Below are 26077 nucleotides of genomic sequence, written 5' to 3'. Positions count from 1 at the left end.
AAAAGACGGTCATTCCTAATTTATTAGGAATGACAATTTCTTTATTTAGAATATACTTTTTCACCGTTTAAAAAAGTTGAGACAACGTTAGTTTTTGGAATTTTACCACCGTCAACGCTCATGATATCTTGATTTAGAATTACAAAGTCAGCAAATTTACCAACTTCAATAGAACCTTTTTCTTGTTCTTCAAAATTAGAAAATGCAGCCCAAATTGTCATTCCTCGCAAGGTTTCCTTTCTAGACAATGAATTTTCCATTTGAAAACCATCCTCAGGAAAATTATTCAAATCTTTTCTATAAGTCGCGGAATAAAATGTTAAAAACGGATTTACCTGCTCTACAGGGAAATCTGTACCCAAAGCAATTTTTCCGTATTTATTTAATAAAGTTTTATACGCATAAGCGCCTTTCATACGTTCTTTACCAATTCTAGCTTCTGCCCAATACATATCTGAAGTTGCATGAGTTGGTTGCACAGAAGGCAAAATATTATCAAAGTCCTGAAAATCTTTTGTTGATATAATTTGAGCATGTTCAATTCGCCAACGTCTATTTTTGGTATCCTTCAAAACTTCTTTATACGTTTTTAGCATCCAAGTATTTGCAGAATCGCCAATAGCGTGCGTATTCATTTGAAATTCTGATGCAGCAATTTGTCGCGCAATTTCTCGATATCTTTCTGGCGCATAAATTAAGGCTCCAAAATGATTTTCTCTATCGGTATATGATTTTCGCATTGCAGCTCCTCTAGATCCTAAAGCGCCATCGCCATAAATTTTAAAAGAACGCACATTTAAACGATCCGTTTTTGTAATTCCTTTTTTGATATAGTAGTCAATTTGTTCTTGTTTATCTCCAGAAATCATTGCATAAATACGCATTTTTAATTTGTTTGATTTTTGCAAATCATCAATTAACTCAATTGTATTTCTATCTAACCCTGCATCATCAACAGTCGTTAATCCGTAAGAAAAAGCTATTTTTTGAGCGTCTAATAAACCTTGAATTGCTTCTTTATTCGAAGTTTCAGGAAACTTGATAAAATCCATAGCAGCATCAATTAAAACACCTGTCATTTTGCCGTTTTGGATAATAATTTCGCCCCCAGTAACTTTCGTGTCTGTTGTAATTCCGGATAAATCAATGGCAGCCTGATTTACCAACAAAGCGTGACCGTCAACTCTACGAACAGCTATCGGAGTTGTTGGAAATAATTTATCTAACTTTTCTTTTGTAGGAAATTCTTTTACATCCCAATCATTTTGATCCCAACCTCTACCAGAGATAAAAGTTGCATTTTTTTCTTTTTGAAAAGCAACAATTTTGTCTAAAACTTCGTCATAACTTTTAGTACCCGTTAAATCTACCTTTTGTTGTTGCAAACCCAATCCATAAAAATGGCAATGCGCATCAATAAGACCGGGAACAATGGTTTGATTTTTCGCATCAACTACATTGTCTGATTTGTAGTTTTCTTGAATTTCTTTAGTCGTACTAATTGCAATAAATTTACCGTCTTTAACGGCAAATGCTTCGGCGTTTTCAAATTTCTCATTAACTAGATATGTGTTAGAATTTATTACGATTAAATCCACTTTTTCTTTTTGACAAGAAACTAGTATTGCAGAGAATATAAAAAGAATAAAGATTTTTTTCATGTGTTGATTTATTAATTTAGGTACATTAAATAAGATAAATACATCAATAAAAATTGAATAGGTATTCGGATAATTGCTAATTTCTTAGAACCAATGGCTGGTTTTTCTTTTAATAAGTCCCAAATATGAATAGGAAGAAATAATGTCATTAATATAAAAATGCCTAATGCCGCATTTTTAAATGTTTGGTCAAAAAACAAACTAATTCCTAAGAGAAACTCTATGGCTCCAAAAACATAATTAACCATTCGTTTTGGTAAAAAATTTGGAATAAACTTGTTAAAGAATTTCGGTTTTTTGAAATGCATAAATCCTGCGTAGCAGAAAAAAGCACCAAAAATAATTTTAAGAATTAGCATAGAAACGTCCATTACATTAAGGTTTTAAAGCCGTATTGCTGTATAAATATTTGTCCATTAAATAAATAATACTTGCCATAGAAGCACTTCCTAATTCAAGTTCACGTTTGTTTACTTTATCAAAAGTATCATTACTTGTATGATGATAATCGAAATAGCGTTGAGAATCTGGTTTGTAACCAACTAAGGTTACGTTTTCTTCTTTTAATGGGCTAATATCGGCACCAGAACCACCTTTGTCTAAATCATGCAATCCATACGGCGATAATAATTTTTTCCAGCTTTGTAATAATTGGGTGTTTACTGTATTTCCATCAATAGAAAAACCTCTTGGAGTATGACCTCCAAAATCAGATTCTAAGCCAGCAATATGGTTTTCTTTGTTCATTTTTGATAATGCTGCATATTCTTTTGCACCTCTCGTTCCGTTTTCTTCATTCATAAAAAACACAATTCTTAGCGTATTTTTTGGTTTGATGTTATTTTTTTTGAACAAATAAGCAACTTCTAAAGATTGTACAATTCCGGTTCCGTCATCATGAGCGCCTTCACCTAAATCCCAAGAATCTAAATGACCACCTACAACCACGAAGTTTTCTGGAGTTTCGATTCCTTTAATTTCACCAACAACATTAAAGGAAGGTGCATCTGGCAATGTTTCACAACTTTGCTTAAAATAGAACTGTAAACTAGGGTTTTCTTTTAAATCTTTACTTAAAATATTCGCAGCTTTGCTGCTAATTGCAGCAGTAGGAATGTACTTTTCAATTGGTAAATCGCCATAACTCATGGTTCCTGTATGCGGAAAATCGTCAATAGAATTTGTCATAGAACGCACAATTACACCTTTTGCACCAAATTCTCCACAAACTGCAGCCCCATTTACTCGTTGATCTACACAACCACCGTAAGCGCTTGATGTGTTTATTAAAGTGTCATCAAATGGACGATTGAAAAACACAATTTTTCCTTCCATTTTGTTTCCTAAAGCTTTGGCTTCCTCTAAACTTTTTACTTCAATTACCTCTGCTAAAATTCCGGATTCTGGTGTGGCAATAGAAAAACCTAGAGCACAAATCGGTACATTTTTTTGCATTCCGTTTAACGTGTAAGTAGCAATTTCTTTTTCACCTCGCACCCAATGAGGAACCATAACAGGTTGCAACCAAACGGAATCTAAACCGACTTCCCTCATGATTTTTTCTCCCCAAATAACGCTTTTTGCTGCGCCTTCCGAGCCCGATAAACGCTGACCAATATTCTGAGTTAAATCTCGCAACCATTCATATGATTTTCCATCAGTTAAAGCGGAGTTGAATAAGGTTTTAATATTTGTAGAATCAATTATCTCTTCGGATGAAAGTACATCAGAATTTATTGTTCTTTCTTGCTTTTGGGCGCAAGAAAATAGAAGGATTGACAAAGAAGATAGAAATATAAGTCTTTTCATTATGTGGTTCGTTTTTTGAAAGTATAAAGCTACAAAAATCTAATGAGAAACTGGTGAATTTAAAAATGAAGGTGATCATCATGTCTGACTGAGCTACGTCCATGAAAACGTATTTTAGAATTATTTAAGTGTACTCTATTTTTTAAATGAGGTTCCATAAAGACCATACCTAAAGTAGCATTCGATAAGGTTTTGTTGATTAATGTTTTTGCTGCTGGTTTAGAGAATCTTGAATCTTTAGAATTAGAGCCAAGATTGAGGTGTTTTGTAAAATTATATTGCCAAAAACCGTCTTGCTTGCAAGTTAAGGATTCATTTGTTTCTCCTTTTCTTGGTTTTAATAAAATACCTTAACCACTTATTGACGGTTTTAAATTTGAGATTTTTTTATCTTTATCCTCATATATAAATGAAATGTCTATTTTTTTCATCACTGTAACTTAAATGGGGCAACGAAGGAAATCCATCAAAAAAAGGAAAATTAGCATCTAAATAAATAAGGCTAATATCTGATAATTCTTTAGAAACCTTTATAGAAATATCATTTAAAACAGACTGCATTTTTTGGGGTTACATAGTTTCTATTAAAAAGTAGGGTTATAAAACTATGCGCTTTAATTCTGTTAGAATCTTCAATTTTTATGCGGCCAAAAAAAGGAGTAATATTTGGACCAATTAAAAAAGTAAAGGAGACCTATAAAGTAAGAAAGAAAAACATCCTTTTAAGTCTATATTTCGATCTTTTATTTGATACAACTAAAAAAGAAACAACATAAATAATTCTACCAATCTAACTTAAAATAGTTAGTGAGATCAAAAGTAGTAAATGAATAATGACCTTTATTACAACTTTAAATTTCATTTAAAATCTTGCCAACTTCAGCTAAAATAACATTGTATTTTCTTTTATTTTGCGAGGTCATCGCTGTTATTTCGGATGCCATTTCTGTTAAGATTTCTTTAGCGTTTTCCTTTTTATTTCTTCTGATTAAAAATTTAGACAATTCTAATCTTTCTGCGTAATTCGAGTACCTTTTATCAACTTTTTTTAGCTGAATTTCAGCATCATCGAACAGATCTTTTTTCTCTAAAGCCAAACCATAATAATAAATAGATTCTCTAAATTCTTTATTGATGTCTATTTTGTTGGCATATGAAATAACTTTATCAAAATTAGCTGTTTCAAAATAACAATGTACCAATTTATTTATAGTGTACGGGTCGTCTTTAAAATTTCCTTCTAGTGCTTTTTCGTAATATAAAATAGCATTTTTATGATCTTTATTTTCAAGATAAGCGTTCGCTAAATTTATTTTGGATTGAAAGGTATCCGAAAACTCCAGTTCCTTGGCTAGATCTTTAATCTTTTTTGTAGGATTTATAATCGTAGTAATTTCTTCTGTAATAGCAGTTACATCTTGTTTGTTAATAACTTGAGTGAATATATAAATAATACACCCAATTAAAGGAAGAAAAAAGATGATAAAGTACCAATAATAAGGACTCCTGTTTTTATAAGCATGATAAATGCAAAAAATTTGGAAACCAATGGTTAAATAATATATAAACATTTTACAAAGATAATAAAGTTGTTTTATGAAAAGAATTAAAAATCAAACTTATATGCAATGCCACCTAATGCTTGGAAACCCTGTACATCAAAGTTTGCAAAACGCTGGTAATTGTTGTTTAAAACATTGTTTAATTTTAGGAAAGCAGAAAACGTATCATTAAAATGATAACCACCATTTAAATTCACATCAATAAAAGAAGACAAAGTTTGCAAACCATTTGCACTAGAAGGATACGCTGCGCTGTATAAAAGATCTTTTCTTTCGTTTATATAAAAAATATTGGAAGTCGCATACCAATTATTGGTTTTATATTTAACTACAAATGAAGTTTGAAAGGTTGGTAAATTCCATGCTTTTGTTTGATTTGTCATCGAAAAATTATCAAATTGAATGTTCGTGGCAAACGTAATTTTCTTTGTATAATCGTACTCTAATTCAGCAAAAATTGAAGTTGTTCTTACATCATCATATACCACATTAAAAGAGTTTCCATATTCATACCCTCGCAAAGGAACCCCATTTGAAGTAGTATTTATGCCGTCTGATTTTGAGTTATTTCTCAAAAACAAAGGTTTATCATCTTCCTCTTTCAAACTTGCAGAAACATTAAAATTGATGTCGTTATTTAGATTTCCGTTTAAACCAACAAACGCCTTGTATTTCTCTGAAGTTTGCGTCATAAACAACGTAGGAGATATGTAAGGATTTTGTTCGGAAAACTGTTTGTATGTGTTTGTTTTTAAATCGCCAGTAATTCCTCCATAAATAGTTAAAAACTCCTCAATTATAGGTTTTTGAATGTGAACATCTGGATAAATTAAAAAGTTATTTACACTATTTTCTGTATCAAAAGAACCGAATATTTTCGCCCCTAATTTTAGAGAAAACCCACTAAAAGTTGCTTTATATTCAGGGTTTATTTTTGCAGTAAAAATAGAATACTTTAATTCATTTTGAGTTGCATAGTTATTTTTGAACTTTCCCTTTAAGAGTTCTAAACCCGTTTTTACGGTAAGATTATTTAGCTGATTATAAATAATATTTAAAGGCAAATCTAAATTCGTGTCAAAATTAAGTACTACTTCGCTGCTGTTTAAAGCATCAGAAAAATAGGAGATAGAGAGGGTGCTTTTATCTAAATAAGCATCTAAAAAATTAATTTCACCCAAAACATTAAAATAATTATAGGTCTGTTTGGCATCAATCAGATCAATCGTATTTTGAGCAAAATTATTGTTTGGTAAACCATACCAATTGTATTGATTTCTTTCTGAGTTTAAACGCACTTTCCAATCAAAGTAACGCTCTTCTTTTTTATAAAAAACAGTTGCTAAAAAATTTGAAAAATCACTATCTAAAAGTGTGTTTTCAATATTATCAAAAGATGCAACATACTTTGTATAGAAACCAAATTCACTTTCAAAACGAGTGCTACTATTTATGTATGCTTCAAAATAAGGCGATGTATAATTACCAAAACCTGCCGCAATATAATTGTTAAAAAGTCGCTCTTTTACACCAACATCGACACCCTTTACAACGCCCGTTTTGGGAATAAAAGTAGAGGCAACAGGAGCAGAGAAAATGTTATAAGTCAACTTTTTCTTTTTACTCTTATCTAATAATTGTAAGATTGGGTTTTTTTTAATTTTACTAGCATCTGAAATCTTAGGATTGTATTTCGTTTCTACTTCAACAACCTCAGTTTTAACCGTATCTCTCTTTACAGGTTGTACTTTTTCTGTGGTTCTTTTTTGGGCAGAAAGATTTAAAATGCCGAATAAAAATAAAAGTATAAGACAGCCTTTTTTCATTTTTTAATTTTTTGGGATGATTGAATTGTTAGTTTTGGCTTCGTTTTCTTTTATTTTGGTCAACTCAATTTGAGCCTCTTTTACAATATCTTTATATTGAGAAAAGTTTTTAATTACATTCTCTAAGATAAAAGTAGCTTGATAAGCATCTTCTAAACTGTAGTAATTTTTACCCATAATTACATAACTTTTTACGCCCCAATATTTGTAAGCAGAGTAATCTGCAATTAATTCTTGAATAACTTTGTTAGACGCTTCATACTTTTGTTGCTGATTTTTAAAGAATGAATTGTAGTATAACGTTTCTGCTTTTAACTCGCCAGTTGCATTTTTTTCAATTACACTATAATATTCTTGGGCAGTAACAAAATCTTCCGTTTTAATAGAAGAACGGGCAATAATTGTTTTTGCATCTTCTATTAAATAATTTTTATCCTTATTTATAGACAATACTTTTTTGGCATAAGAAATTGCTTTCGCATATCCCTTGGTTTCATAATACCCTTTCATTAAATTACTTTGTGCAAACTGTACGTTTTCAACAGCATAAGCTTCTTGTTCTAATCTTTCTAACAAAGGAATTGCATCCTCAAAATTTTGTTTTTCTAAATAAATTTGCGATAGTTTTGCCAAAGCATCTTCGCTATATTCTGATACGCCAGCTTTTAAAACTACTTTATAATTTAGAACTGCGGCCTCAAATTGTTTGTCTTTGAATAATAAGTCTGCTAAATAATAGTTAGCTTTTAAACTGTGAGTTCCTTTCGGGTATTTATCTAGGTATTTGTTTAGGGTAACAATAATTCCGGAAGTATTTTTACCTTCAAAATATTTTCTTTCCGCAATTACAAAAGTTGAGTTATCTAAATCATCTTCAGATACGTTGATAAAATCTAATTTTTTAACCCAAGCAACATATTCATCTAAATTATCTTCATCTAAATAAATATTTTTCGCATTATTTACGGCTTGAAGTGCATCTGGAGTATTTGGGAATTTTTGCACCGTAAGTTTAAATTTATCAAGTGCTTTTTTATTCTGAGTATCGCTGTAATACAACAAACCTTGTCTCACTAAAGCTTTTGGTAAGAAAGAACTTTTAGGATGATTGGCTAATAAACGCTCATACGCTTGATGCGCCTTTTCATTGTTTTTAATTTTGATATATGTATTTGCCAATTGAAACAATGCGTCATCCTTTAAAGAAGAGGATTTAAAATCATTTACAACACTTGTTAGGGCTTTTATTTTTTCATCACTTTCATCTCTAAAACCATGACTCATTCCTATTTGATACTGAGCATAATCTGCATCTGTACCTAAGCTTTTAACAACAATTTGATACGAATTGATAGCGTCTGCATAATTTCTTGTAGCAAAATAACTATCTCCTAAGCGGACGAAGGTATCCTCATTTATCATTTTATCCGATGGCTTATCAGCTAAAAATTGATTAAACGAACTAATTGCTTTGGTATATTCTTTTAATTTAAAATAGCTGTAACCAAGATTGTAATCAATCAAATAAAATTCTTTTTTATTCGATTTTAAAAGTCTTTTTGTGGATGTAAATTTAGTGATTGCCTCCTCGTAATTTTCTAATCGAAATAAAGTTTCAGCTTCCCAATAATGCCCTTTTTCATAAATTTCTACATCTTTAGATTCTTTACTTTTTACAAAATAAGAAAGTGACTCCTGGTATTTACTATCATTAAATAATTGAGTTCCTCGGTACAAAGAAACTTCGGAAGTTAAAGCTATATTTTCAATAGAATTTTTCTTTTTCAAATAATCTAAAGCGCCTTGATAATCTTGCTGATGTATAAATGCAGAAACAACTAATTCATTTATTTCTTTATAGGCTGATGAGTTTGGATATTTCTTTAAATAATCTTGTAAAACATCAGAAACATTTTGAAAAGGATTACCAGCTTCATAACTTAATTTCGCATAATTTAAAGCGGCATCTTCTTGGACTTCAAGATTAAAAGACATTTCACTCGCCGTTTTAAAAGCATTTAAAGCTTCTGTTTTTTTATCAATATTTAGATAACATTCTGCTAAATGATAATAGGCATTTTGTGAAACCGCATTTTTTTCGTCTATAATTTTGTTAAAATAAGTAATGGCATTTGCGAAATCATTTTGTTTGTAAAAAACATATCCTAATTGATAATAATCAGTATTCGTCCATTTTCCACTTTGGCCGGTGTAGGCTTTTAAATAAGGAATTGCTTCCGAATATCTTTTAAGGTTAAAATAACTTTCACCAACAATTTTAGAAATTTCAGAAATATCTTTTTTCCGAGATGTTTTTAAAAGTTTTGGTCCAACTTCTATACAACGTTCAAATTTTCCCATTTTAAAACTGATGTCTAATAGGTAATAAGAGATTTCCGCCTTGTAAGATGCATTATCAGCAATTTCTTTTAAAGTAGATTCTGCAATTCCGTAATCTTCTAATTTATAAGCAATAAATCCAAAATAATACCTTGAGTCATTGCCATATTTAGCATCATTTATTAAAGGTGAAAACTTGCTTTTGGCCAATGATAAGTTATCAGTTACTAATAAACTGTACCCCATTTTAAAGTTTAATTCCTTTTGATTGTCTTCAGAAAGTAAATCAACATTTACTTTATCATACCATTTTAAAGCATAAGAAGCTTTTTTGTTTGCGAAATAATAGTTGGCAACATTAAAAAAGGCTTTGTTTTTTTTGTTGCTTGTTGGGTTTTCGGCAACAAAATCTAATACTTTTTGATCTGCATTTGTTTGATTCAACTTTACTGCACACATGGCGTCATAATAAGAAGCATCCGCCTTTAGGCTTGAGCTTGTGGCTGCATCTACTTTTGTTTTTTCAAATATTTTTTGAGCAGCAGCGTACGCTTTGTTATTATATAAAATTAAAGCATCATTAAAATCTGCAGTAAAATTTACATCTGCAATAGTCTGCTGAGAAAAGACAGTAAAAGCCGTTAAAAAACAGCATACCATTAAGAAATGTTTTTTCACAAAACGAATTTTCATACAATTGAATTTGTTATAGTCTAATTAACGAATATTTTTTAAATTTGTTTGATTAAAAGGATAAATATTCAATAATAGTTTACATCAAATGTAAGAATACTTATAATTTATTGCTATAAAATCAACAGAAACTTATAAGTTTGTACAAAGAATTATTTTTATGGAAAAACCAGTTTTACATTTAGAAAATGCAGATATTTATCAAAGAGATAATTTGGTTATATCCAATGTGAATTTGACTATTAATAAAGGAGATTTCTATTATTTAATTGGTAAAACCGGAAGCGGAAAAAGTAGTTTAATGAAAACTTTGTACGGAGATATTCGATTGCAAAGTGGCACAGGAATGATTGTAGATTTTGATTTAAAAGATTTAAAGGATAAAGAAATTCCGTTTTTAAGAAGAAAAATCGGAATTGTTTTCCAAGATTTTAAATTATTGAACGATACAACCGTATTTGGAAATTTAGAATTTGTTTTAAAAGCTACAGGCTGGAAAAATAAAGTAGAAATAAAACAAAAAATTAATGAGGTCTTAGAGAAAGTTGGTATGCAATCTCAATATTACAAAATGGCTTTTGAACTTTCTGGTGGTGAGCAACAAAGAGTAGCCATTGCAAGAGCTTTGTTAAATGATCCTGAATTAATTTTGGCTGATGAACCTACTGGTAATTTAGATCCAAAAACATCTTTAGAAGTAATGCACCTTTTAAATGAAATTCATAAAAGTGGCAAAACAATATTAATGGCAACGCATGATTATCAGCTAATTGTGAAGTTTAAACACAAAACGCTAAAAGTAGAAGCCGGAGAGTTATTTGAAGTTTCACAGCAAGTTAAGTCTGAATGATTTCAGTTTTAATACCAACATATAATTACAATGCTTACAATTTAGTAGCAGAAATTCATCAACAACTTATAAAATCAAACATTAATTTTGAGATTATTTGTTTGGATGATGGTTCGAATTGGCAACACAATAATTTGAATGAGAAAATAAACACCTTATCATATTCAAAATTTGAAATACTACCAAATAATATTGGTAGAAGTGCCATCAGAAATCTACTAGCAAAAAAAGCAACGCATGATTGGCTATTGTTTTTAGATGCTGACGTAATTCCGGTTAAAAGTGATTTTATAGCGACCTATTATAGACAGATTTCGAAAAATGGTTCTGTTTTTTGTGGAGGAATTGCCTATGAAGATCACTCAAAAAACAAAAGTTTTCTTCGCTATAAATATGGTAAAAAACATGAAGAAGTAGCTTTGGAAAAGAGGATAAAAGAGCCTGATAAATACTTTTTTACAGGAAATTTTTTTATCAAAAAGATAGTTTTTGATAATGTTCAGTTTGAAGAAAAATTGATAGAATATGGTCGTGAAGATTTATTGTTTTCAATAGGTTTATTAGAAGATAAGTTTGCAATAGCGCATTTAAATAATGAAGTCTATCATTTAGGTTTAGATGAAAATAACGTTTTTATAGCGAAAACAAAAAAAGCAATGGAGAATGTCATTTTCTTAGAAAAAGAAGGGTTTTTAGAAAATGAAAAACAGAAATTATTGAAAATTGTTCAATTATTGACATTCCTAAAAATGAATTTCCTTTTGATAAAATGGTATCCTATTTTCGAGAGAAAAGCAGAAAAGTTATCTTCTGTATGGTATTTGAATCTTTTAAAGGTTAGTTATGTCTGTTATTTGAAAAAGAAGGCAAATGGATAGAAAAGAAATTTCGAGTTTAATTTATCAGAATTTAGTTCAAAATAAGGAAGAAATTCGTCAGCAATTTTTAAGCAATAAGGAACAGATTGGGTTCTTTTATGTGGATGATTTACTTCCAAAAGAAGTAGCGTTAAAAATACATGCTTGTTTTCCGAAAACTAGTGAAACTATCCAAAGAAAAAGCTTACGTGAACAGAAGTTTACTGCTTTTCAAATGAATATATATGATGCTTTATTGGAAGAAGTTATCTACGCTTTTCAAGAACCTGAAATTGTAACATTCATCTCCGGAATTTTTGATTTAGAGGCTGTTTATCCTGATGAAAATTTATATGCAGGCGGACTTTCTTTAATGAAAAAAGATAATTTTTTAAATCCGCATTTAGATAATTCTCATGACAAAGACAGAAATAAATGGCGAGTTTTAAACCTTTTATATTATGTAACGCCAGATTGGAAATTAGAAAATGGTGGTAATTTAGAGGTCTGGCCAGACGGATTAAAAGAGAAGCAAATTACTATAGAAAGTAAGTTTAACAGACTTGTGGTAATGGCGACACATCAAAAATCTTGGCATTCTGTGAGTAAAGTTGAAATAGAAAATACAAGATGTTGTGTTTCTAATTATTATTTTTCTGATTCCCCTTTGCTTGCTTCAGACTCTTTTCATGTTACTACCTTTAGGGGAAGACCAAATGAGAAAGTGAAAGATGCTATTTTAAAAATTGATAATAATTTGAGATCTATGGTGCGTACAGTTTTTAAAAAAGGTATTAGAGAAAATCCACATAAATATAAAAATAATCATTTTAAATTTTTGAAAATATTTTGGAGCGTTATTTTTTCATGATCCCAAGTTAATTCTTGTTTTGCTTTTAAGATGGACTCGGAATACTCATTTTTCAGCATCGTCTGTATTTGGTAAGCAAGGGCTTGTGGAGTTCTTAATTTTATAATTTCACCAACCTTATATTTTATTACAATTTGTTTCATTTCAGGTAAATTAGAAACTAGAATTGGAATTTCTGCTTGTATATAATCAAAGATTTTATTAGGCAAAGCATATCTGTAATTTAAGCCTAAATCTTCTTCTAAACTCAAACCAATATCCGCCAAGGGCGTAATTTTCTGCAACTCACTAGGTAGTAATTTGCCTAAAAAATGGACTTTATTTTCTGTTAATTTATTTTTACTTCTTTCTTTTAAATTGGTGTAAATATCTCCATTACCAGCAATAATTAGTAGGTGATTTTCTAAATATTCCATAGCGTCGATCATCAATTCTAAACCACGACCAATATTTAAAGCTCCTTGATAAATTATGATTTTTTTGTCATCCATAGAAAAAGGTAATTTGCCAACTTCAACTTTCTTAAAGGTTGGTAAATTTCTTACAATCTTAAAATTAGTAGCATATCTTTCGTTATAATAATCAGCAATACTTTTACAAACAGTATAGGTGTTTTTAAGTTTTGGGAGTAGTAATTTTTCTAAAGAAGACCAGAATTTTTTCACAAAAGGACGATGAACTAACTCCGGAATTTCAGGAAATAATTCGTGACTATCATAAACCAGTTTCTTGTTTTGAAGCACACTAACGGCATAATTTGCAAAAAGAGAATCTAAATCATTTGAAAGTAAAATATCTTTTTTTGAAAAAAAAAGGAGTAAAAAAATTCTAAAATTATATTCAGCATAAAACAAAAAACCTTGATTAAAAAGTAGTTGTATTCTTTTGGTTTTATAATCTCTACTTATCGGAATGCTGTTTTTTAACTTTCTACCAATTAAAAGGACCCTATAACCATCATTTAACAAAGTAGTACAGACTTTATCTACTCTTTGATCTGTAGATAAATCATTCGTTACGGTTACAAGAACTCTTTTCAAATTAAATATTTTCTTGCAATAGTAAAAATAAAAACCCATTCTTCAAAGAGAAGTGGGAAATTGCTTTAAAAAAGAATGATAAGACGAATCCTATCAAAGTTACGGTCGTTTAGTTTTTAAATAGCTTACAAAATTTAAAGACTAATTTTTGGATATTTTAATAGAGCTGGTAATAGTAAAATAAAGCAATAAAAAGAAAAATTAGTTAAGCGTTTTTATAGTGGAGCAAAAGGGAGTAAAGTCGAACTTTTTTGGGGAAGATTTAATAAAGTTAGAATTTTAAGCCTAATGTTTTGGAAAGTCTTTGCGAATAAAGTAGATTAATAAAATTATAACTACGATTTCGTGTGTCTTGTGTTATGATGTTTAAATAAAAGCCATTCTAAATTGTTCAAAGTCATTAAGAAATAATTAGCATCTATTAAAAATTCCAGAATTAATCAATATTTTTTATTTTTTATAAATTTAAAGATATTTCCATTGTGGAACTAATAAAGTTAAAGTGTAATTTTTTTTCATTTTTAATTGTAATTTCCAATATTAAAACTAAATAAGTGTTTGAAAACTGAATAAATAAGTCTAAAGGCTGACCAATGCACATTACATATGCATTAACTAATGATTACAAACCGACAAAGTCATTATCTGCAAAAAGAAAATCTGAATAACTGCAAGAAACGGCCAAAAAGCACTATGAGTTGAAGCCTATGAACAAATTCTTGCTCGATAATTTTAAAGTTAACCATTATTTATTTGACAAACTTTACATTAATAGAATTGAAGATGATTAGTACACCAAAAATTCGTATCCGTTAGTTTTATCTTATATGGTTTAAGAATATTTATAGCTTATATGTGCGAGTCGACGAGTGCTTAAGTAGAATATTGATATTTATTCCATACTGAAAAGAAAATACTTAAATGCGTATATATCATCTCAAGTAAAAATTTTAATAAATCAGAAGCTAATCAGAAAACAAATGATTTCATTTTTTATGAATCTGTAAATTATTTTTACACAGATTAAAGAGTATTAAAATCCATCACCAGGCTTTGTTGGAGAAGAAGCTTGTGCTTTTTGAGGGTTTAATACTAAATAGGTTCCAAGTGCAGTTAAAGCAGCATACTTGCTGTAAGATCCAATCTTTTTTAAAGCATCTTTACGTGAAATATCTTGAGAATTATTCTCTATTTTTTTTTCAATGTGATTTGAATTATAAAATGTATAATGGGTTATTCTAAAATTATTTTCTTATTTAATGTACCTTCTACTGTTTCTAACTGAACAATGTAAATGCCTTTTGCTAATCTTGGTAAAGAAATATCTTGCATACCATTAGATTCAAAAGCAGAATTTAAAACTTGTTTTCCAAGTAGATTAAATAATTTAACAGAAGCTTTCCCTTGCTGTAAACCAACTATTCTTAAAGAATTATGTACTGTAAAAACACTTACATTATCTAAAGTAGCATCAGCAATACTAAGCACACTTTTAGCTGTATGAAGATAAAAACGTCCAACACCATTTATAATTGATGTTGTAGTAATTTTATAAGATGCATTTAACGCGTCTAAGCGTGTAAATGTATTTTCTTCTTTGTCTTCTAAGAATACTTTAATGTCTTCTGGTAAATTTTCTAATCTTGCAGAGAACTCTAAAGCACTGCCAGGTTCAGCAATTACTCCTACAGGTACAATCATGTTCTCAAAATTGTTATCTGGTAAAGACTGAGTTCCTAAGTTTCTTCCAGAACCATTTGCAACCACTTGTGTGAATATTGAAAATTTATTAGCGAAACCTCCAAAGATAGAACTGTCATATCCATTGTCAAAACCTGTTGTAGCCCCATCAATATAAAAGATAGATGCTGTTCTACTTAGCTCTCCGTTACTTAAGGTAAGCGCTACTTCTGGTCTAATAGTTGTTTTTTGGAAAGTATCTGAACTATGACTTTGCATACTCTCGTTAATACTAAAACTACCTGTTTGTGCTGCCGAGACAAAAAAGGCTTGACCTGGCGCAATTTCTAAGTCGTTTAGTAGGTTTTTTTCAATATAAGATTCTGATAATAGATCCCATAACCATACCGTTTTTTCCGAGAGTAAGGTTTCAATGTTAACTTCTTCTAACATTTCTTTTACTGATACAGATGCCAAATAAGGATTCCCGATCAAGTTTAAGCCATTGGTATTATAAGACAAAGTAAAACGCGCATCAGCATCATTAAAAGCTCCTGTAAAAACGACATCTCCTGCTGTATTTAATTTTACTGCATGACCTTCTCCTGATACAAAGTTTCCTGTTCCACTTGCGCCAGATTGGTAGTAAGACCAAGCTTTTGTACTATTATCGTAATCAGCAAAACCAACATTATTTTCAGTACCTGTTGCTAGATTTGAAGCAGTTACAAAAGCATCCTTATCTTGACCAACTACTGGTGAAGAAATTAAGTACCAGTTAGTGGTACGGATCGTTCTTGTATAACTAATTAAGCCAGTAATAGTTCCATCAGAAATGAGAGAAGCACCATCCGTAATAGACATACTATTAACATTTAAATCACCCGAAATATCTATCGCTGCACCTGGAGGAATTATAATATCATTAGTTGCATTAGGGACCGTATTAGAAGACCAGTTTGCAGGGTTGTTATAGTTATTGTCAACAGCTCCCGACCATGTAGGGGGTGAATATTTTTTGATCATCGGAAGATATCTTCCTGATGTTATGTTCCATTCAGTCCAGGCGGCTGTAGCCCCCCGTTTCCATCAACAGAAATGTCTGGATGGATTGCATTTACCCCCAAGGTTGACAATGTCATTACTGCCGACCAAGAAGCTGTTGTAGGGCTGTATAATTTGGACTGGATTCTTTGATGTAAACCATCTGTTCTTTGCCAAACCACTGCTATAGTTCCTTTATCATCCATGGCTATTGATGAAAGATCAGCACTTTTACCAGGAGTTGTTAAGGCTGTGGAATTCCATGTGGTTTTATCCACCATTATGGACGCGTATATAACATTGTGATTCTCATTTACACCCCACCAAGTTACAGCAGCATTTTCACCTTTAAAAACCACACGAGGCGCTGTCAGTTCTGTAGAAGCATTTAGTGAGTCTTCTCCAGGGGGAGATAAATTGACCGTACTTTCAAGAGATCCATCCAAATTTCTGTAACGGGCTTTGAGGGCTCCTATGGCGCTTTGAGTTTGATCTGACACAAATGCACCTGAAGCTTGTCTCCAATACACGATCACATCACCGTTGTCGTTGATAGCTACTTGAGAAAATCCGGAATGATTAGACAAATCAGTGTAGGTTTCTAAATTACTAAAGGAAGCATCACTACCATTTCTAAATTTTCCAACAACATCAAATCGCCCAGAGTCGTCGATATCCCATTCTTGCCAAGAGATAATAACATCGTTATTATTATTGTAGTCTATAGAAGGGAGTTCCTTGATTTGAGCAGAGTCTGAAATATTAATTTCACCAACCCACGTCCCATCAACACGCTCATTAAATTTAATAATTCTATCATTATTATTATTAATCTCTAACCATACTACAGCCACATCTCCAGCGTCATTTATTACTGTATTTGGCCTCGTAGCGTATTTTTCTGAATTCCCAATAATTTGCGGTGAAGACCACTCATTATCATTATAGTTTTTATAAATCGCTGTAAGATTATTGCTGTACCAAGGCTCAATAATTATAATGGCGTCTCCTCTATCATTCATATCAACTTTATGGCTTCCAACACTTGTTTGATAAATACTTTGACTCCATGAATTATCAGTTTGTCGCGATCCATAATATAATTTTGACATTCCTGAGTTTGCGTATGCATAAGCGGCATGGTTGTTTTCAGAACTTTCTGAGGAAGCAATCGCACTAAAAACAGCTTGAGCATCTGTAGTTATGGCCCCACATTAGTCCATTCGTTAGCTGCCGTAGTTGGAATATCATTTCCTTCATAACCTGTTGTTGGAGCCTCTGAAATAATGTATTCATTTGTAATTAGCCAACTTCTAAACCCTTCAGAAAATAAATCTCCGTATGAGGGTGTTTTTAGTGAGGCTGGCTGACTTGTTAGGTACAAACTGAGGTAGGGTTGGTATTGAACTGTATATGACTCCCATGTACTCATGTACGAGTTTTCTGGTCTCGAAATATAATTTGTAACATATCCCATCGTGGTGTCTTGCAGATTTAATGAATGTTTTTGAGGTGGCCAAGTTCCTGCAATATGATTCATCCCAATAACATGTCCCATTTCATGAATTAAGACCCCAGATCCTGCTTTATCATCCAAAACGATGGAAGCACCAGTGGACTGCGTTGTATTACTGTACAAATATGTGGTTCCTACAATCCCTGTCTGATCCCTGTCTATATCTGTAATAATTAAATTGAGGTAATTTTGCTTAGCAACAGGACCACTTCCTATTTCTGCAAGCACCGTATGGGGCGACCCTGTTATAGCATGATCAGGATTGTAAAATTTTGTAATTCCTGCAAGCTCGAACCCTGGCCAATTTTCAGTATCATAAAGTTCTGAATAGGAAGCGTTTAAATCAGCTATCAATGTTTCGACATAAGTAGTGCTAACGGGCATTAGTTCTAAAGTCTCATCGTTTGTTAGTAAAATAGCATTTATTTTTATAGCCTCGGGATTGCTTAATTCGATGGCCTCAAATGTAAAAGGTAAATTTGAAGTAGATTCAATTTTTAAATTATAATAAGTGATTCCAGTGGTTCCTAAATCCCAATTATCAGCTTGATGCTCTAAATTTAAATTCCAATTGCTAGATTTAAATTTCCCATAGTTAGTTGCAATTACTTTATAGTCACCAGTAGAAGGTACAGTATAATAGATTCGTGCATTTTTATTATTTCCTCCGTCATCGTTGGTCATAATAAGATTGTCGTTTGCATCTAACAAGTAAAGTTTTGTGTCTAGGGCATCCCAAAAAGTCAGATTTGGGCTAAATTTGCAAGCATAGGGTTCTATGTTATAGAGATCAATAGTTAAATTCTCACCCTCAAGTAGTTTTAAATTCCATTCATGGACATCATTACCCACACTAAAGCTTTCTGATTTAGTATTCGTCCATTCAGTAGCCGCTGTGTCATTAAAATCATGTGTCTCGGTATACGCTGGGAAAGAGGTGTCTTCCAAGATTGTTAAATACTCATTATTAGACAAGCTTTTTAAAGTATATCCTCCTGTATCGTTTTTAAATACACCCACTTCAATTTTGTATTCTCCGTTTGGGCTGTCTGCGGGAATCGTATAAAAACTCTCAGACGGAGTGTGATTTTCATGATTTTCAACTAAATAACTACCGTCAGGTCTTTTTATGTTTACCAATGTATAAGATAATACGTTACTTTGACTAGCGGCCCCAACAGATGCTGGAGAGGTTTCTATAATTATCGAAGAATTAGTTGATTTATTGATTACCCAAGAATCAACCCCGTATGCCTTAAGATAAGAACTTACTTCAGTATCAGAAAATTGTGTTTTCGCTTGATAAGATGTTCTTTCTTGCTTAATACTATTAAGTTGATTATCCTCAGAATGAAGAATAACACCACATTGCTTTTCAGAACCGTGCATTGTAAAACCACATTGCATTGAATTTAGTTGGTGATTTTGAGCATTTAGAAAACTTGATACTAAAATAATACTACACCACAACTTTGATATATTTTTTGAACTTACTAGTGCCATTTAGATTTAAATTAATTAAATATCAAAACTAAGGAATATACTTATATAATTAACTCTAAATTTTACAAAATTCTTACTAATGTTGGATTTCATTAATTTAATCGATAGAATTCTCCGAGGCTCTGCCTCGGTGGTCAAGAGGAAAGTTTGAAAACCTGAGGTTTTCATCAAACTAAAAATTAAAGTTTTTTCCGCTTGATACCTCAATGGCTCGGCCTCGAGGTCAATGTCATTAAGTTAAGGGATTTTCATATGCTATCTTTTTGATTTTTAGTAACTTTCGGTTTCTCTCTTCTAACATATTTCCTTATATTTCTTTGATAATATCTATTGGGTCTTATAGGGACTAGTTCTTGTTTGAACAGTATTTTAATTTGCTCCACAATAGCTTCCATATCTGTATTAGAGAAAAATAAGGATACTATTTTATTCTTCAAAAAGCCATAAGATAAATTGGTGTTTATTTTATAAGTTAACTTTCTGTTTTTTGTTTGCTCTATTATTTCATCTTCTAAATCGCTGACGATTAGTGTCTGTACGTTACTAATGAATATAGCTGCATTGAAGTCTTGTAAAATACTTTGGTTGGAATAGCCTGAAAAATGCGCTACTTTTAATTTGTTTTTCAATTCATCGTAAAAAATTTCTACACCCCATCTTTTAAAATATAGTTCCTTGAATATTTTATTAGGATACTTCTTGCTATCTAATAAAGAGGTGATTAATAATTCTGTTTCTCCGCTGGGTAATTTCACACGAAGTAATCTCACTTTTATCGGGGTATTTCTATCATATTGTTTATCAGATACAACAGCGTTTTTACTTGGGAAAATTTCTACAATTTGACTTGTTTTATTACTGGCTATAAAAGTTTTAGTAACGCCACTAAAACTTGTTTTAATTCGCATCAAATAATCGATGTTTTTTATGCACTGCGTATTTATAAAATCATAAGAGGGATATCCTCTGTCATAAATAATCAAGTCGCGTGCTTTAGTTTTTACCAAATGTAGCAATCCTAAGGCCCTTTCTCCCTCTTTTTTTGGTGATAATTGACTATCTAAAACATACTTATTTAAAACATCATAGAGTACAGAAACCCTTGCTTGAACGACGCCTGTATCTGTTTGATTTTTTACAAGACCGTAAATACCTTTCAACTCATCTGTAAAGGGAAGCGTAATGGAAGAACCGTCAACTGCTAAAACTCTAAATCCATTCCATAATTTTATTCCTAGTTCATTATCGGTATAAAATTCATCAATGAGCATCTCACTTAATTTTTTAAAAACTCCTGGTTGTATTTTTTTACGACATTGCACGAAAGCACTTTTTGTAAAAGATTTTAAACTTAATAGACCGCAGTCTCGTCTTAAATGATTTACAAAGTTTTCTATTTCTATAGAAAGGCTTTTTGTTAAAAAATTCATCATAAGTAATAAGGTTGTAGAAAAGGATTGTTTTCTTGTTCTTGTAAAATCTTTTTCTGAAACTCTAAAGCTTTCTTTTAAGTTGACTACTAAAAATTTCTTTACCGATCTTTTTAAAAATAAAAATAGGTGTTTTTTTTCATCTTACATCTAATTGATTATCAGTTAAATATACGAAATTAATTTGAATATAATTAATTTAATTACCTGAATATCAGTTATTTAAATCGTTAACTTAATGACATTGGCCTCGAGGTAGTTCATTTTTCTGTTCACATAAAAATTACGGTTCAAGAAAATTTACCCAGTTTGTATGGAAATTCGTTGAGATTTAGGCAGGTCTTTCAAAATTTAATTCAAAATGCCATAAAAGATAGTGATAAAAAAAAGAAGTAATTAAGATTGGAGTAATTGAAAAAGATGAATATTTTGAGTTTTTTGTAAAAGACTATGGAATAGTAATTAAGTCAGACTATTTCGATAAGATATTTAAAGTATTTACAAAATTAGAAAGCACTAGTGCTTCATCCGGAATTGGACTTTATATTGTTAAAAAAATTGTTACGTATTACAGGAGTTCTATTTGGTTGGAGAGCAAAGAAAGTGTAGGAACTACGTTTTATTTTTCATTGCCAAAACAACAATTTACTTTCCCATTATTTAAAGAGATCTAAGTTTATCTATAAATCTTAAAAGACACCATTTTAATTTCTGCATCTTTTTAATGCGGATGCTAAAGTTCTTGTTGAAGTAGTGACTTTAGATTCTGATTTTCATCAGAATAAGAAATTTGTTACTAATAGTAGTTTAATTTTTTTGAATAGTAAATTAAAATATTTTTTATAAAAATAAAATTATTTGTTAACTTTTACGTGTTGATAAGTTATTAAAATACTGTTATTAAAAGTGTTGTGTATTTTTTTTGTAAACTTTATTCTAATTATTATTATTTAAGTTGTATATTTGAAGTATATTTAAATCTTCAAAAATAAATTTAATTACCTAAAATACAATGAAATCTCAAACTATAATTGCCCCACAAAAAATATACTCTAGAGATGAAGCTTTAAAAGCAGCACTTCAGTACTTTAAAGGCGATGAATTAGCTGCAAGTGTGTGGTTAAATAAATATGCTTTAAAAGATTCTGCGGATAACATTTATGAAAGTACTCCTAATGAAATGCATCAAAGAATTGCTTCAGAAATTGCAAGAGTTGAGCAGAAATACAAAAATCCATTAACAGAATCAGAAATATTTGAAGTGATTAAAAACTTCAAATATATAGTTCCTCAAGGAAGTCCGATGGCAGGAATTGGAAACCCCTTTCAAATTGCTTCTTTGTCCAATTGTTTTGTAATTGGTAATAATGGCGAATCTGATTCTTACGGAGGAATCATGAAAATAGACCAAGAACAAGTTCAGTTAATGAAACGCAGAGGTGGCGTTGGCCATGATTTATCGCACATTCGCCCTAAAGGTTCTCCGGTAAAGAATTCGGCATTAACATCTACAGGAATTGTTCCTTTTATGGAACGCTATTCAAACTCAACAAGAGAAGTTGCACAAGATGGTAGAAGAGGCGCTTTGATGTTGTCTGTTTCTATCAATCATCCAGATGCCGAAGATTTTATCGACGCGAAGTTAGAACAAGGAAAAGTTACGGGAGCAAATGTTTCTGTGAGAATTGATGATGCCTTTATGAAAGCTGTAAAGGCAAATGAAAAGTACACACAGAAATATCCAGTAAACAGTAAGGATCCTGTATTTACGAAAGAAATAGAAGCAACGAAAATTTGGAGTAAGATTGTACACAATGCATGGAAATCTGCAGAACCAGGAATTTTATTTTGGGATACAATTATTAACGAATCTGTTCCTGATTGTTATGCAGATTTAGGTTATAAAACAGTTTCTACAAATCCTTGTGGTGAGATTCCTTTGTGTCCTTATGATTCTTGCAGATTGTTGGCAATAAATTTGTTTTCGTATGTAGAACATCCGTTTACGAAAAACGCTGAATTTAATTTCGAATTATTCAAAAAACATATCATAATAGCTCAAAGAATGATGGATGATATCATTGACTTAGAGTTAGAAAAAATTGACGGAATTTTGGCGAAGATAGATGCAGATCCAGAGGAAGATGATGTAAAAGCAACAGAAAAGAACCTATGGCTAAACATCAGACAAAAAGCGTACGAAGGCAGAAGAACTGGCATTGGCATTACTGCAGAAGGAGATATGTTAGCAGCTTTAGGAATTCGTTATGGAAGTGAAGAGGGTAATAGTTTTTCTACAGAAGTTCATAAAGTATTAGGTATAGAAACATATAGAGCATCGGTTAATTTAGCAAAAGAAAGAGGTGCATTTTCTATTTTTGATGCAGAAAGAGAAAAAGAGAATCCGTTTATATTAAGAATAAAAGAAGCAGATAGCAAATTGTATTACGAAATGCTAGAACACGGGCGTAGAAATATCGCTTTGTTAACCATCGCTCCTACAGGAACAACCAGTTTAATGACGCAAACTTCATCTGGTATTGAGCCGGTATTTATGCCAGTTTATAAGCGTAGAAAAAAAGTGAATCCTAATGATAAAGGTTCAAGAGTAGATTTTGTAGATGAATTAGGAGATTCTTGGGAAGAATATGTTGTTTTTCATCATCGTTTTAAGCAATGGATGGAAGTGAACGGGATAGATTCTAATAAGAATTTTTCGCAAGAAGAGTTAAACGAATTGGTAAAAAAATCTCCATATTATAAAGCCACTTCTAATGATATTGATTGGGACAGTAAGGTGAAAATGCAGGGCGCAATTCAGAAATGGGTAGATCATTCCATTAGTGTTACCGTTAATTTACCGAATGACGCCACAGAAGAATTAGTTGGCAAATTGTATTTAAAAGCCTGGGAGGTTGGTTGCAAAGGAGTAACTGTTTATAGAGATGGTTCTCGTTCTGGGGTTTTAATTTCTGCGGATGAAAAGAAAGAGAGTAAAACGGCAACTTCTAGTTTCTCTAAGAAGCGTCCGCAAACATTAGAAGCAGATGTTGTTCGTTTTCAAAATCAAAAAGAAAAATGGATTGCTTTTGTTGGTTTGGTAGATGGCAGACCTTATGAAATTTTTACAGGTTTGGCTGATGATGAAGATGGAATTTTAATTCCGCGTTGGGTAGAAGACGGACTCATTATTAAAAATAGAAATGAAGACGGAACGTCTCGTTACGATTTTCAATACAAGAATAAAAGAGGTTATAAAACAACTATTGAGGGATTATCACATAAGTTTAATCCAGAATTCTGGAACTATGCAAAATTGATTTCAGGAACGTTACGTCATGGAATGCCAATTGATAAAATTGTAGAATTAATACAAAGTTTACAATTTGATTCAGAGTCTATAAGTACCTGGAAAAACGGTGTACAACGTGCGTTAAAACGTTATGTTGAAGATGGCACAGAAGTAAACGGGCATGCCTGCGAAAACTGCGATTCTGGTAATTTAATTTATCAAGAAGGATGTTTAACTTGTAAAGATTGTGGTTCTTCTAAGTGCGGATAAACGTTACTTTAAAACTTCAATAAAAAAACTCCAAATACTTTTACAAGGTATTTGGAGTTTTTTTATTGAAAGTAATTTACAAGGTTTTATCTTTTTTTATTTCGGATAAAATAAGATGCGTCATCGTATCTCCATAATTAATCAAGGTATCAATAAATTGTTGCAAATGAAGTTGGTCTTTTAAAACAGCCCTAATATGTATGTTTTGAGAACCTGTAATTCTGTATGCCTCTTTTATTTCTGAAAACTGATTAACATCTGCAATAAATAATTTAATTTTTCCGCTAAATAACTTTAGGATGATGATAACCTCTAATCCGAAACCGAGTTTAGAATAATCGACATGTAAAGAGTACGCCTTAATAACTTTTGCATCCTCTAACTTTTGAATACGTTCTCTTACGGAAGACGGAGAAAGATGAATTTTTCTACCAATATCAGCAAAAGAAGCTCTGGAGTTTTGTTTTAATTCATTGATTATTTTGTTGTCAATACTATCTATCATCGATTCGAGTGTTTTCTATGTAAAAATACATTTTATTGTTAAAATTAATGCAAGTTATTAATTGAATCAATTTCATAAACCGCAAATCTATGGATAATTTTGAATCCTTAATGAATACAAATTTCTTTAAATGAGTCTTTCAATTCTATTGGTTATTGGTTTAGGTATTTTCCTCGGATTTTTCTTTCAAACGGTTACGGGTTTTGCCGGTGCTTTAATTGCTTTACCTATCTTATTACTTGTTCTTGGTCTGCAAGATGCAATCGCTTATATTTCTATATTTTATCTTTTCTCGAGTGTGTATTTAGTTTCTCAAGAATGGAAAAATATTGACAAGAAAATTATTCTTAAGCTTAGTATCGCTACAATTATAGGAGTTGGTATCGGCATTTGGGTTTTGACTCATGGAAAACCTTTTTTTCTAAAAAAAGGGTTAGGTATTTTCATCTTATTATATGTACTATATACAATGTATGCAAAAGATAAAGTATTTAAAAAACCGAAATTAGAATTTTTAATTGGACTTGCGGGCGGTTTTTTTTCAGGGTTATTTTCAACCGGTGGACCGTTGTATGTTATTGTTGTTAAAAATTCATCGACAACAATGAAATCCTTTAGAGCTACAATGTTTGGCGTATTAGGTTTAATTACTGTTATTAGAATACCCACGTTGTATACCGCAGGTATTTTAAATATGGAACAAGTGCATTATTCTTTGTATATAATGCCGTTTTTTATACTTGCAATCTACTTAGGGAAAAAGGCATACGCTAAATTAAACGAAGTAGTTTTAAAGAATGGTGTTTTAGCATTGCTCTTTTTATCTGGTGTTATGCTGCTAATTAGGTAATATAACTTTCTAAAAAACAAAATGAATGCTACAATAAAATTAAAAACTCAGTTTGAATTCGAGTGCAAAGTTTTTTGATGGCATTGAATAATTTTATTCTGATGAAAATCAGAAACTAACACAGAAAATATAATAAAAAGTGAGTTTGGTGTTTTTAAGTAACAAAATTACCATTCAACTCTAAAAACAAAATTAGTTATTCGTTTTAGCGCGTAATTGAGTAATTGTGTCATTTTCATTTTTTGGATTTTCACAAATAAAAGAGGTGCCGGTTTGTTGTGTAAACTTATAGAATGTAGGAGTTTTAGGCGCGCCTGTAACTTTTAAATAGTGCGTGTCTTTTATAGTTACAATACTTTATTTTCTTCAAAAGAAGTTTTTTGTCCTTGTTTTGTGTAATCAATTCCTGTAAAATTATTTTACCAAGTGTAATAAGCTTGCTACTTTCTTTGTCATTTAAATGAATTCAATTTCCTAC

Annotated in this window: 18 protein-coding genes and 1 pseudogene; 6 read left to right on the top strand and 13 right to left on the bottom strand. The window is 31.1% G+C overall.

Annotated features, from left to right (window positions below; translation table 11 throughout):
* Positions 1-41: 41 nt before the first annotated feature.
* From BST83_RS12715 to BST83_RS12690, 7 genes are all read right to left on the bottom strand, one after another.
* Positions 42-1661 (bottom strand): amidohydrolase, encoded by a 1620-nt coding sequence (locus tag BST83_RS12715; RefSeq protein ID WP_104810108.1) that lies wholly within the window; start codon positions 1659-1661, stop codon positions 42-44.
* An 11-nt stretch (positions 1662-1672) separates the two neighbouring features.
* On the bottom strand, positions 1673-2032 hold the full coding sequence (locus tag BST83_RS12710; RefSeq protein ID WP_104810107.1) for a DoxX-related protein: 360 nt from the start codon (positions 2030-2032) through the stop codon (positions 1673-1675).
* Between the two features lie 4 nt (positions 2033-2036).
* Positions 2037-3470 (bottom strand): M20/M25/M40 family metallo-hydrolase, encoded by a 1434-nt coding sequence (locus BST83_RS12705; protein ID WP_104810106.1) that lies wholly within the window; start codon positions 3468-3470, stop codon positions 2037-2039.
* A 399-nt stretch (positions 3471-3869) separates the two neighbouring features.
* Positions 3870-4031 carry a hypothetical protein gene (locus BST83_RS19920; protein WP_170062788.1) on the bottom strand — a complete coding sequence of 54 codons (162 nt, stop codon included), beginning with the start codon at positions 4029-4031 and terminating at the stop codon, positions 3870-3872.
* A 290-nt stretch (positions 4032-4321) separates the two neighbouring features.
* Positions 4322-5041, bottom strand: a complete 720-nt coding sequence (locus BST83_RS12700) for a hypothetical protein (RefSeq protein WP_104810105.1) — start codon at positions 5039-5041, stop codon at positions 4322-4324.
* Between the two features lie 35 nt (positions 5042-5076).
* Positions 5077-6858 (bottom strand): hypothetical protein, encoded by a 1782-nt coding sequence (locus tag BST83_RS12695; RefSeq protein ID WP_104810104.1) that lies wholly within the window; start codon positions 6856-6858, stop codon positions 5077-5079.
* Between the two features lie 3 nt (positions 6859-6861).
* Positions 6862-9891, bottom strand: a complete 3030-nt coding sequence (locus BST83_RS12690; protein WP_240614748.1) for a tetratricopeptide repeat protein — start codon at positions 9889-9891, stop codon at positions 6862-6864.
* Between the two features lie 160 nt (positions 9892-10051).
* Between BST83_RS12690 and BST83_RS12685 the strand changes: the two genes are divergently transcribed.
* Genes BST83_RS12685 through BST83_RS12675 form a run of 3 tightly spaced genes read left to right on the top strand, consistent with a single transcriptional unit; the run spans position 10052 to position 12469 of the window.
* Entirely contained in the window at positions 10052-10741 is a 690-nt protein-coding gene (locus tag BST83_RS12685) for a cell division ATP-binding protein FtsE (RefSeq protein ID WP_104810102.1), read from the top strand.
* Positions 10738-11619 (top strand): glycosyltransferase family 2 protein, encoded by an 882-nt coding sequence (locus tag BST83_RS12680; protein ID WP_104810101.1) that lies wholly within the window; start codon positions 10738-10740, stop codon positions 11617-11619. Before BST83_RS12685 ends, BST83_RS12680 begins: the two co-directional genes overlap by 4 nt.
* Positions 11612-12469, top strand: a complete 858-nt coding sequence (locus BST83_RS12675; RefSeq protein ID WP_104810100.1) for a 2OG-Fe(II) oxygenase — start codon at positions 11612-11614, stop codon at positions 12467-12469. Before BST83_RS12680 ends, BST83_RS12675 begins: the two co-directional genes overlap by 8 nt.
* Here the strand turns inward: BST83_RS12675 and BST83_RS12670 are convergent.
* The 5 genes and pseudogenes from BST83_RS12670 to BST83_RS12650 all read right to left on the bottom strand — a co-directional run.
* Positions 12424-13509: a glycosyltransferase gene (locus tag BST83_RS12670; RefSeq protein ID WP_170062787.1), complete on the bottom strand. Its 1086-nt coding sequence runs from the start codon at positions 13507-13509 to the stop codon at positions 12424-12426. The two genes, BST83_RS12675 and BST83_RS12670, sit on opposite strands and share 46 nt — an antisense overlap.
* Positions 13510-14742: 1233 nt before the next feature.
* Complete coding sequence (locus BST83_RS12665) at positions 14743-16215, bottom strand: T9SS type A sorting domain-containing protein (RefSeq protein WP_104810098.1); 1473 nt, start codon at positions 16213-16215, stop codon at positions 14743-14745.
* Positions 16216-16235: 20 nt separating this feature from the next.
* Positions 16236-17345, bottom strand: coding sequence for a hypothetical protein (locus BST83_RS12660; protein ID WP_146092171.1), 1110 nt, complete (start codon positions 17343-17345; stop codon positions 16236-16238).
* A gap of 89 nt (positions 17346-17434) precedes the next feature.
* Positions 17435-19252 (bottom strand): zinc metalloprotease, encoded by a 1818-nt coding sequence (locus BST83_RS12655; protein ID WP_104810096.1) that lies wholly within the window; start codon positions 19250-19252, stop codon positions 17435-17437.
* Between the two features lie 248 nt (positions 19253-19500).
* Positions 19501-20751 (bottom strand): annotated as a pseudogene (locus BST83_RS12650) (IS4 family transposase); the annotation flags it as partial.
* 326 nt (positions 20752-21077) lie between these two features.
* Between BST83_RS12650 and BST83_RS20725 the strand changes: the two are divergent.
* Together BST83_RS20725 and BST83_RS12640 are read left to right on the top strand one after the other, a co-directional pair.
* The gene (locus BST83_RS20725) at positions 21078-21356 is read left to right on the top strand and encodes an ATP-binding protein (protein WP_367889194.1); all 279 of its coding nucleotides are present in this window, start codon (positions 21078-21080) and stop codon (positions 21354-21356) included.
* Between the two features lie 338 nt (positions 21357-21694).
* The gene (locus tag BST83_RS12640; protein WP_104810095.1) at positions 21695-24244 is read left to right on the top strand and encodes an adenosylcobalamin-dependent ribonucleoside-diphosphate reductase; all 2550 of its coding nucleotides are present in this window, start codon (positions 21695-21697) and stop codon (positions 24242-24244) included.
* 76 nt (positions 24245-24320) lie between these two features.
* On the opposite strand, the gene BST83_RS12635 is transcribed toward BST83_RS12640, so the two are convergent.
* Positions 24321-24749: an Lrp/AsnC family transcriptional regulator gene (locus BST83_RS12635; protein WP_104810094.1), complete on the bottom strand. Its 429-nt coding sequence runs from the start codon at positions 24747-24749 to the stop codon at positions 24321-24323.
* Positions 24750-24879: 130 nt separating this feature from the next.
* On the opposite strand from BST83_RS12635, the gene BST83_RS12630 reads away from it, so the two are divergent.
* Entirely contained in the window at positions 24880-25599 is a 720-nt protein-coding gene (locus BST83_RS12630) for a sulfite exporter TauE/SafE family protein (protein ID WP_104810093.1), read from the top strand.
* Positions 25600-26077 lie beyond the last annotated feature (478 nt).

Origin of the sequence: Polaribacter filamentus (assembly GCF_002943715.1) — a bacterium.
GTDB classification, from domain to species: Bacteria; Bacteroidota; Bacteroidia; order Flavobacteriales; family Flavobacteriaceae; genus Polaribacter; species Polaribacter filamentus.
This window is presented reverse-complemented; position numbering and strand designations above follow the sequence as displayed.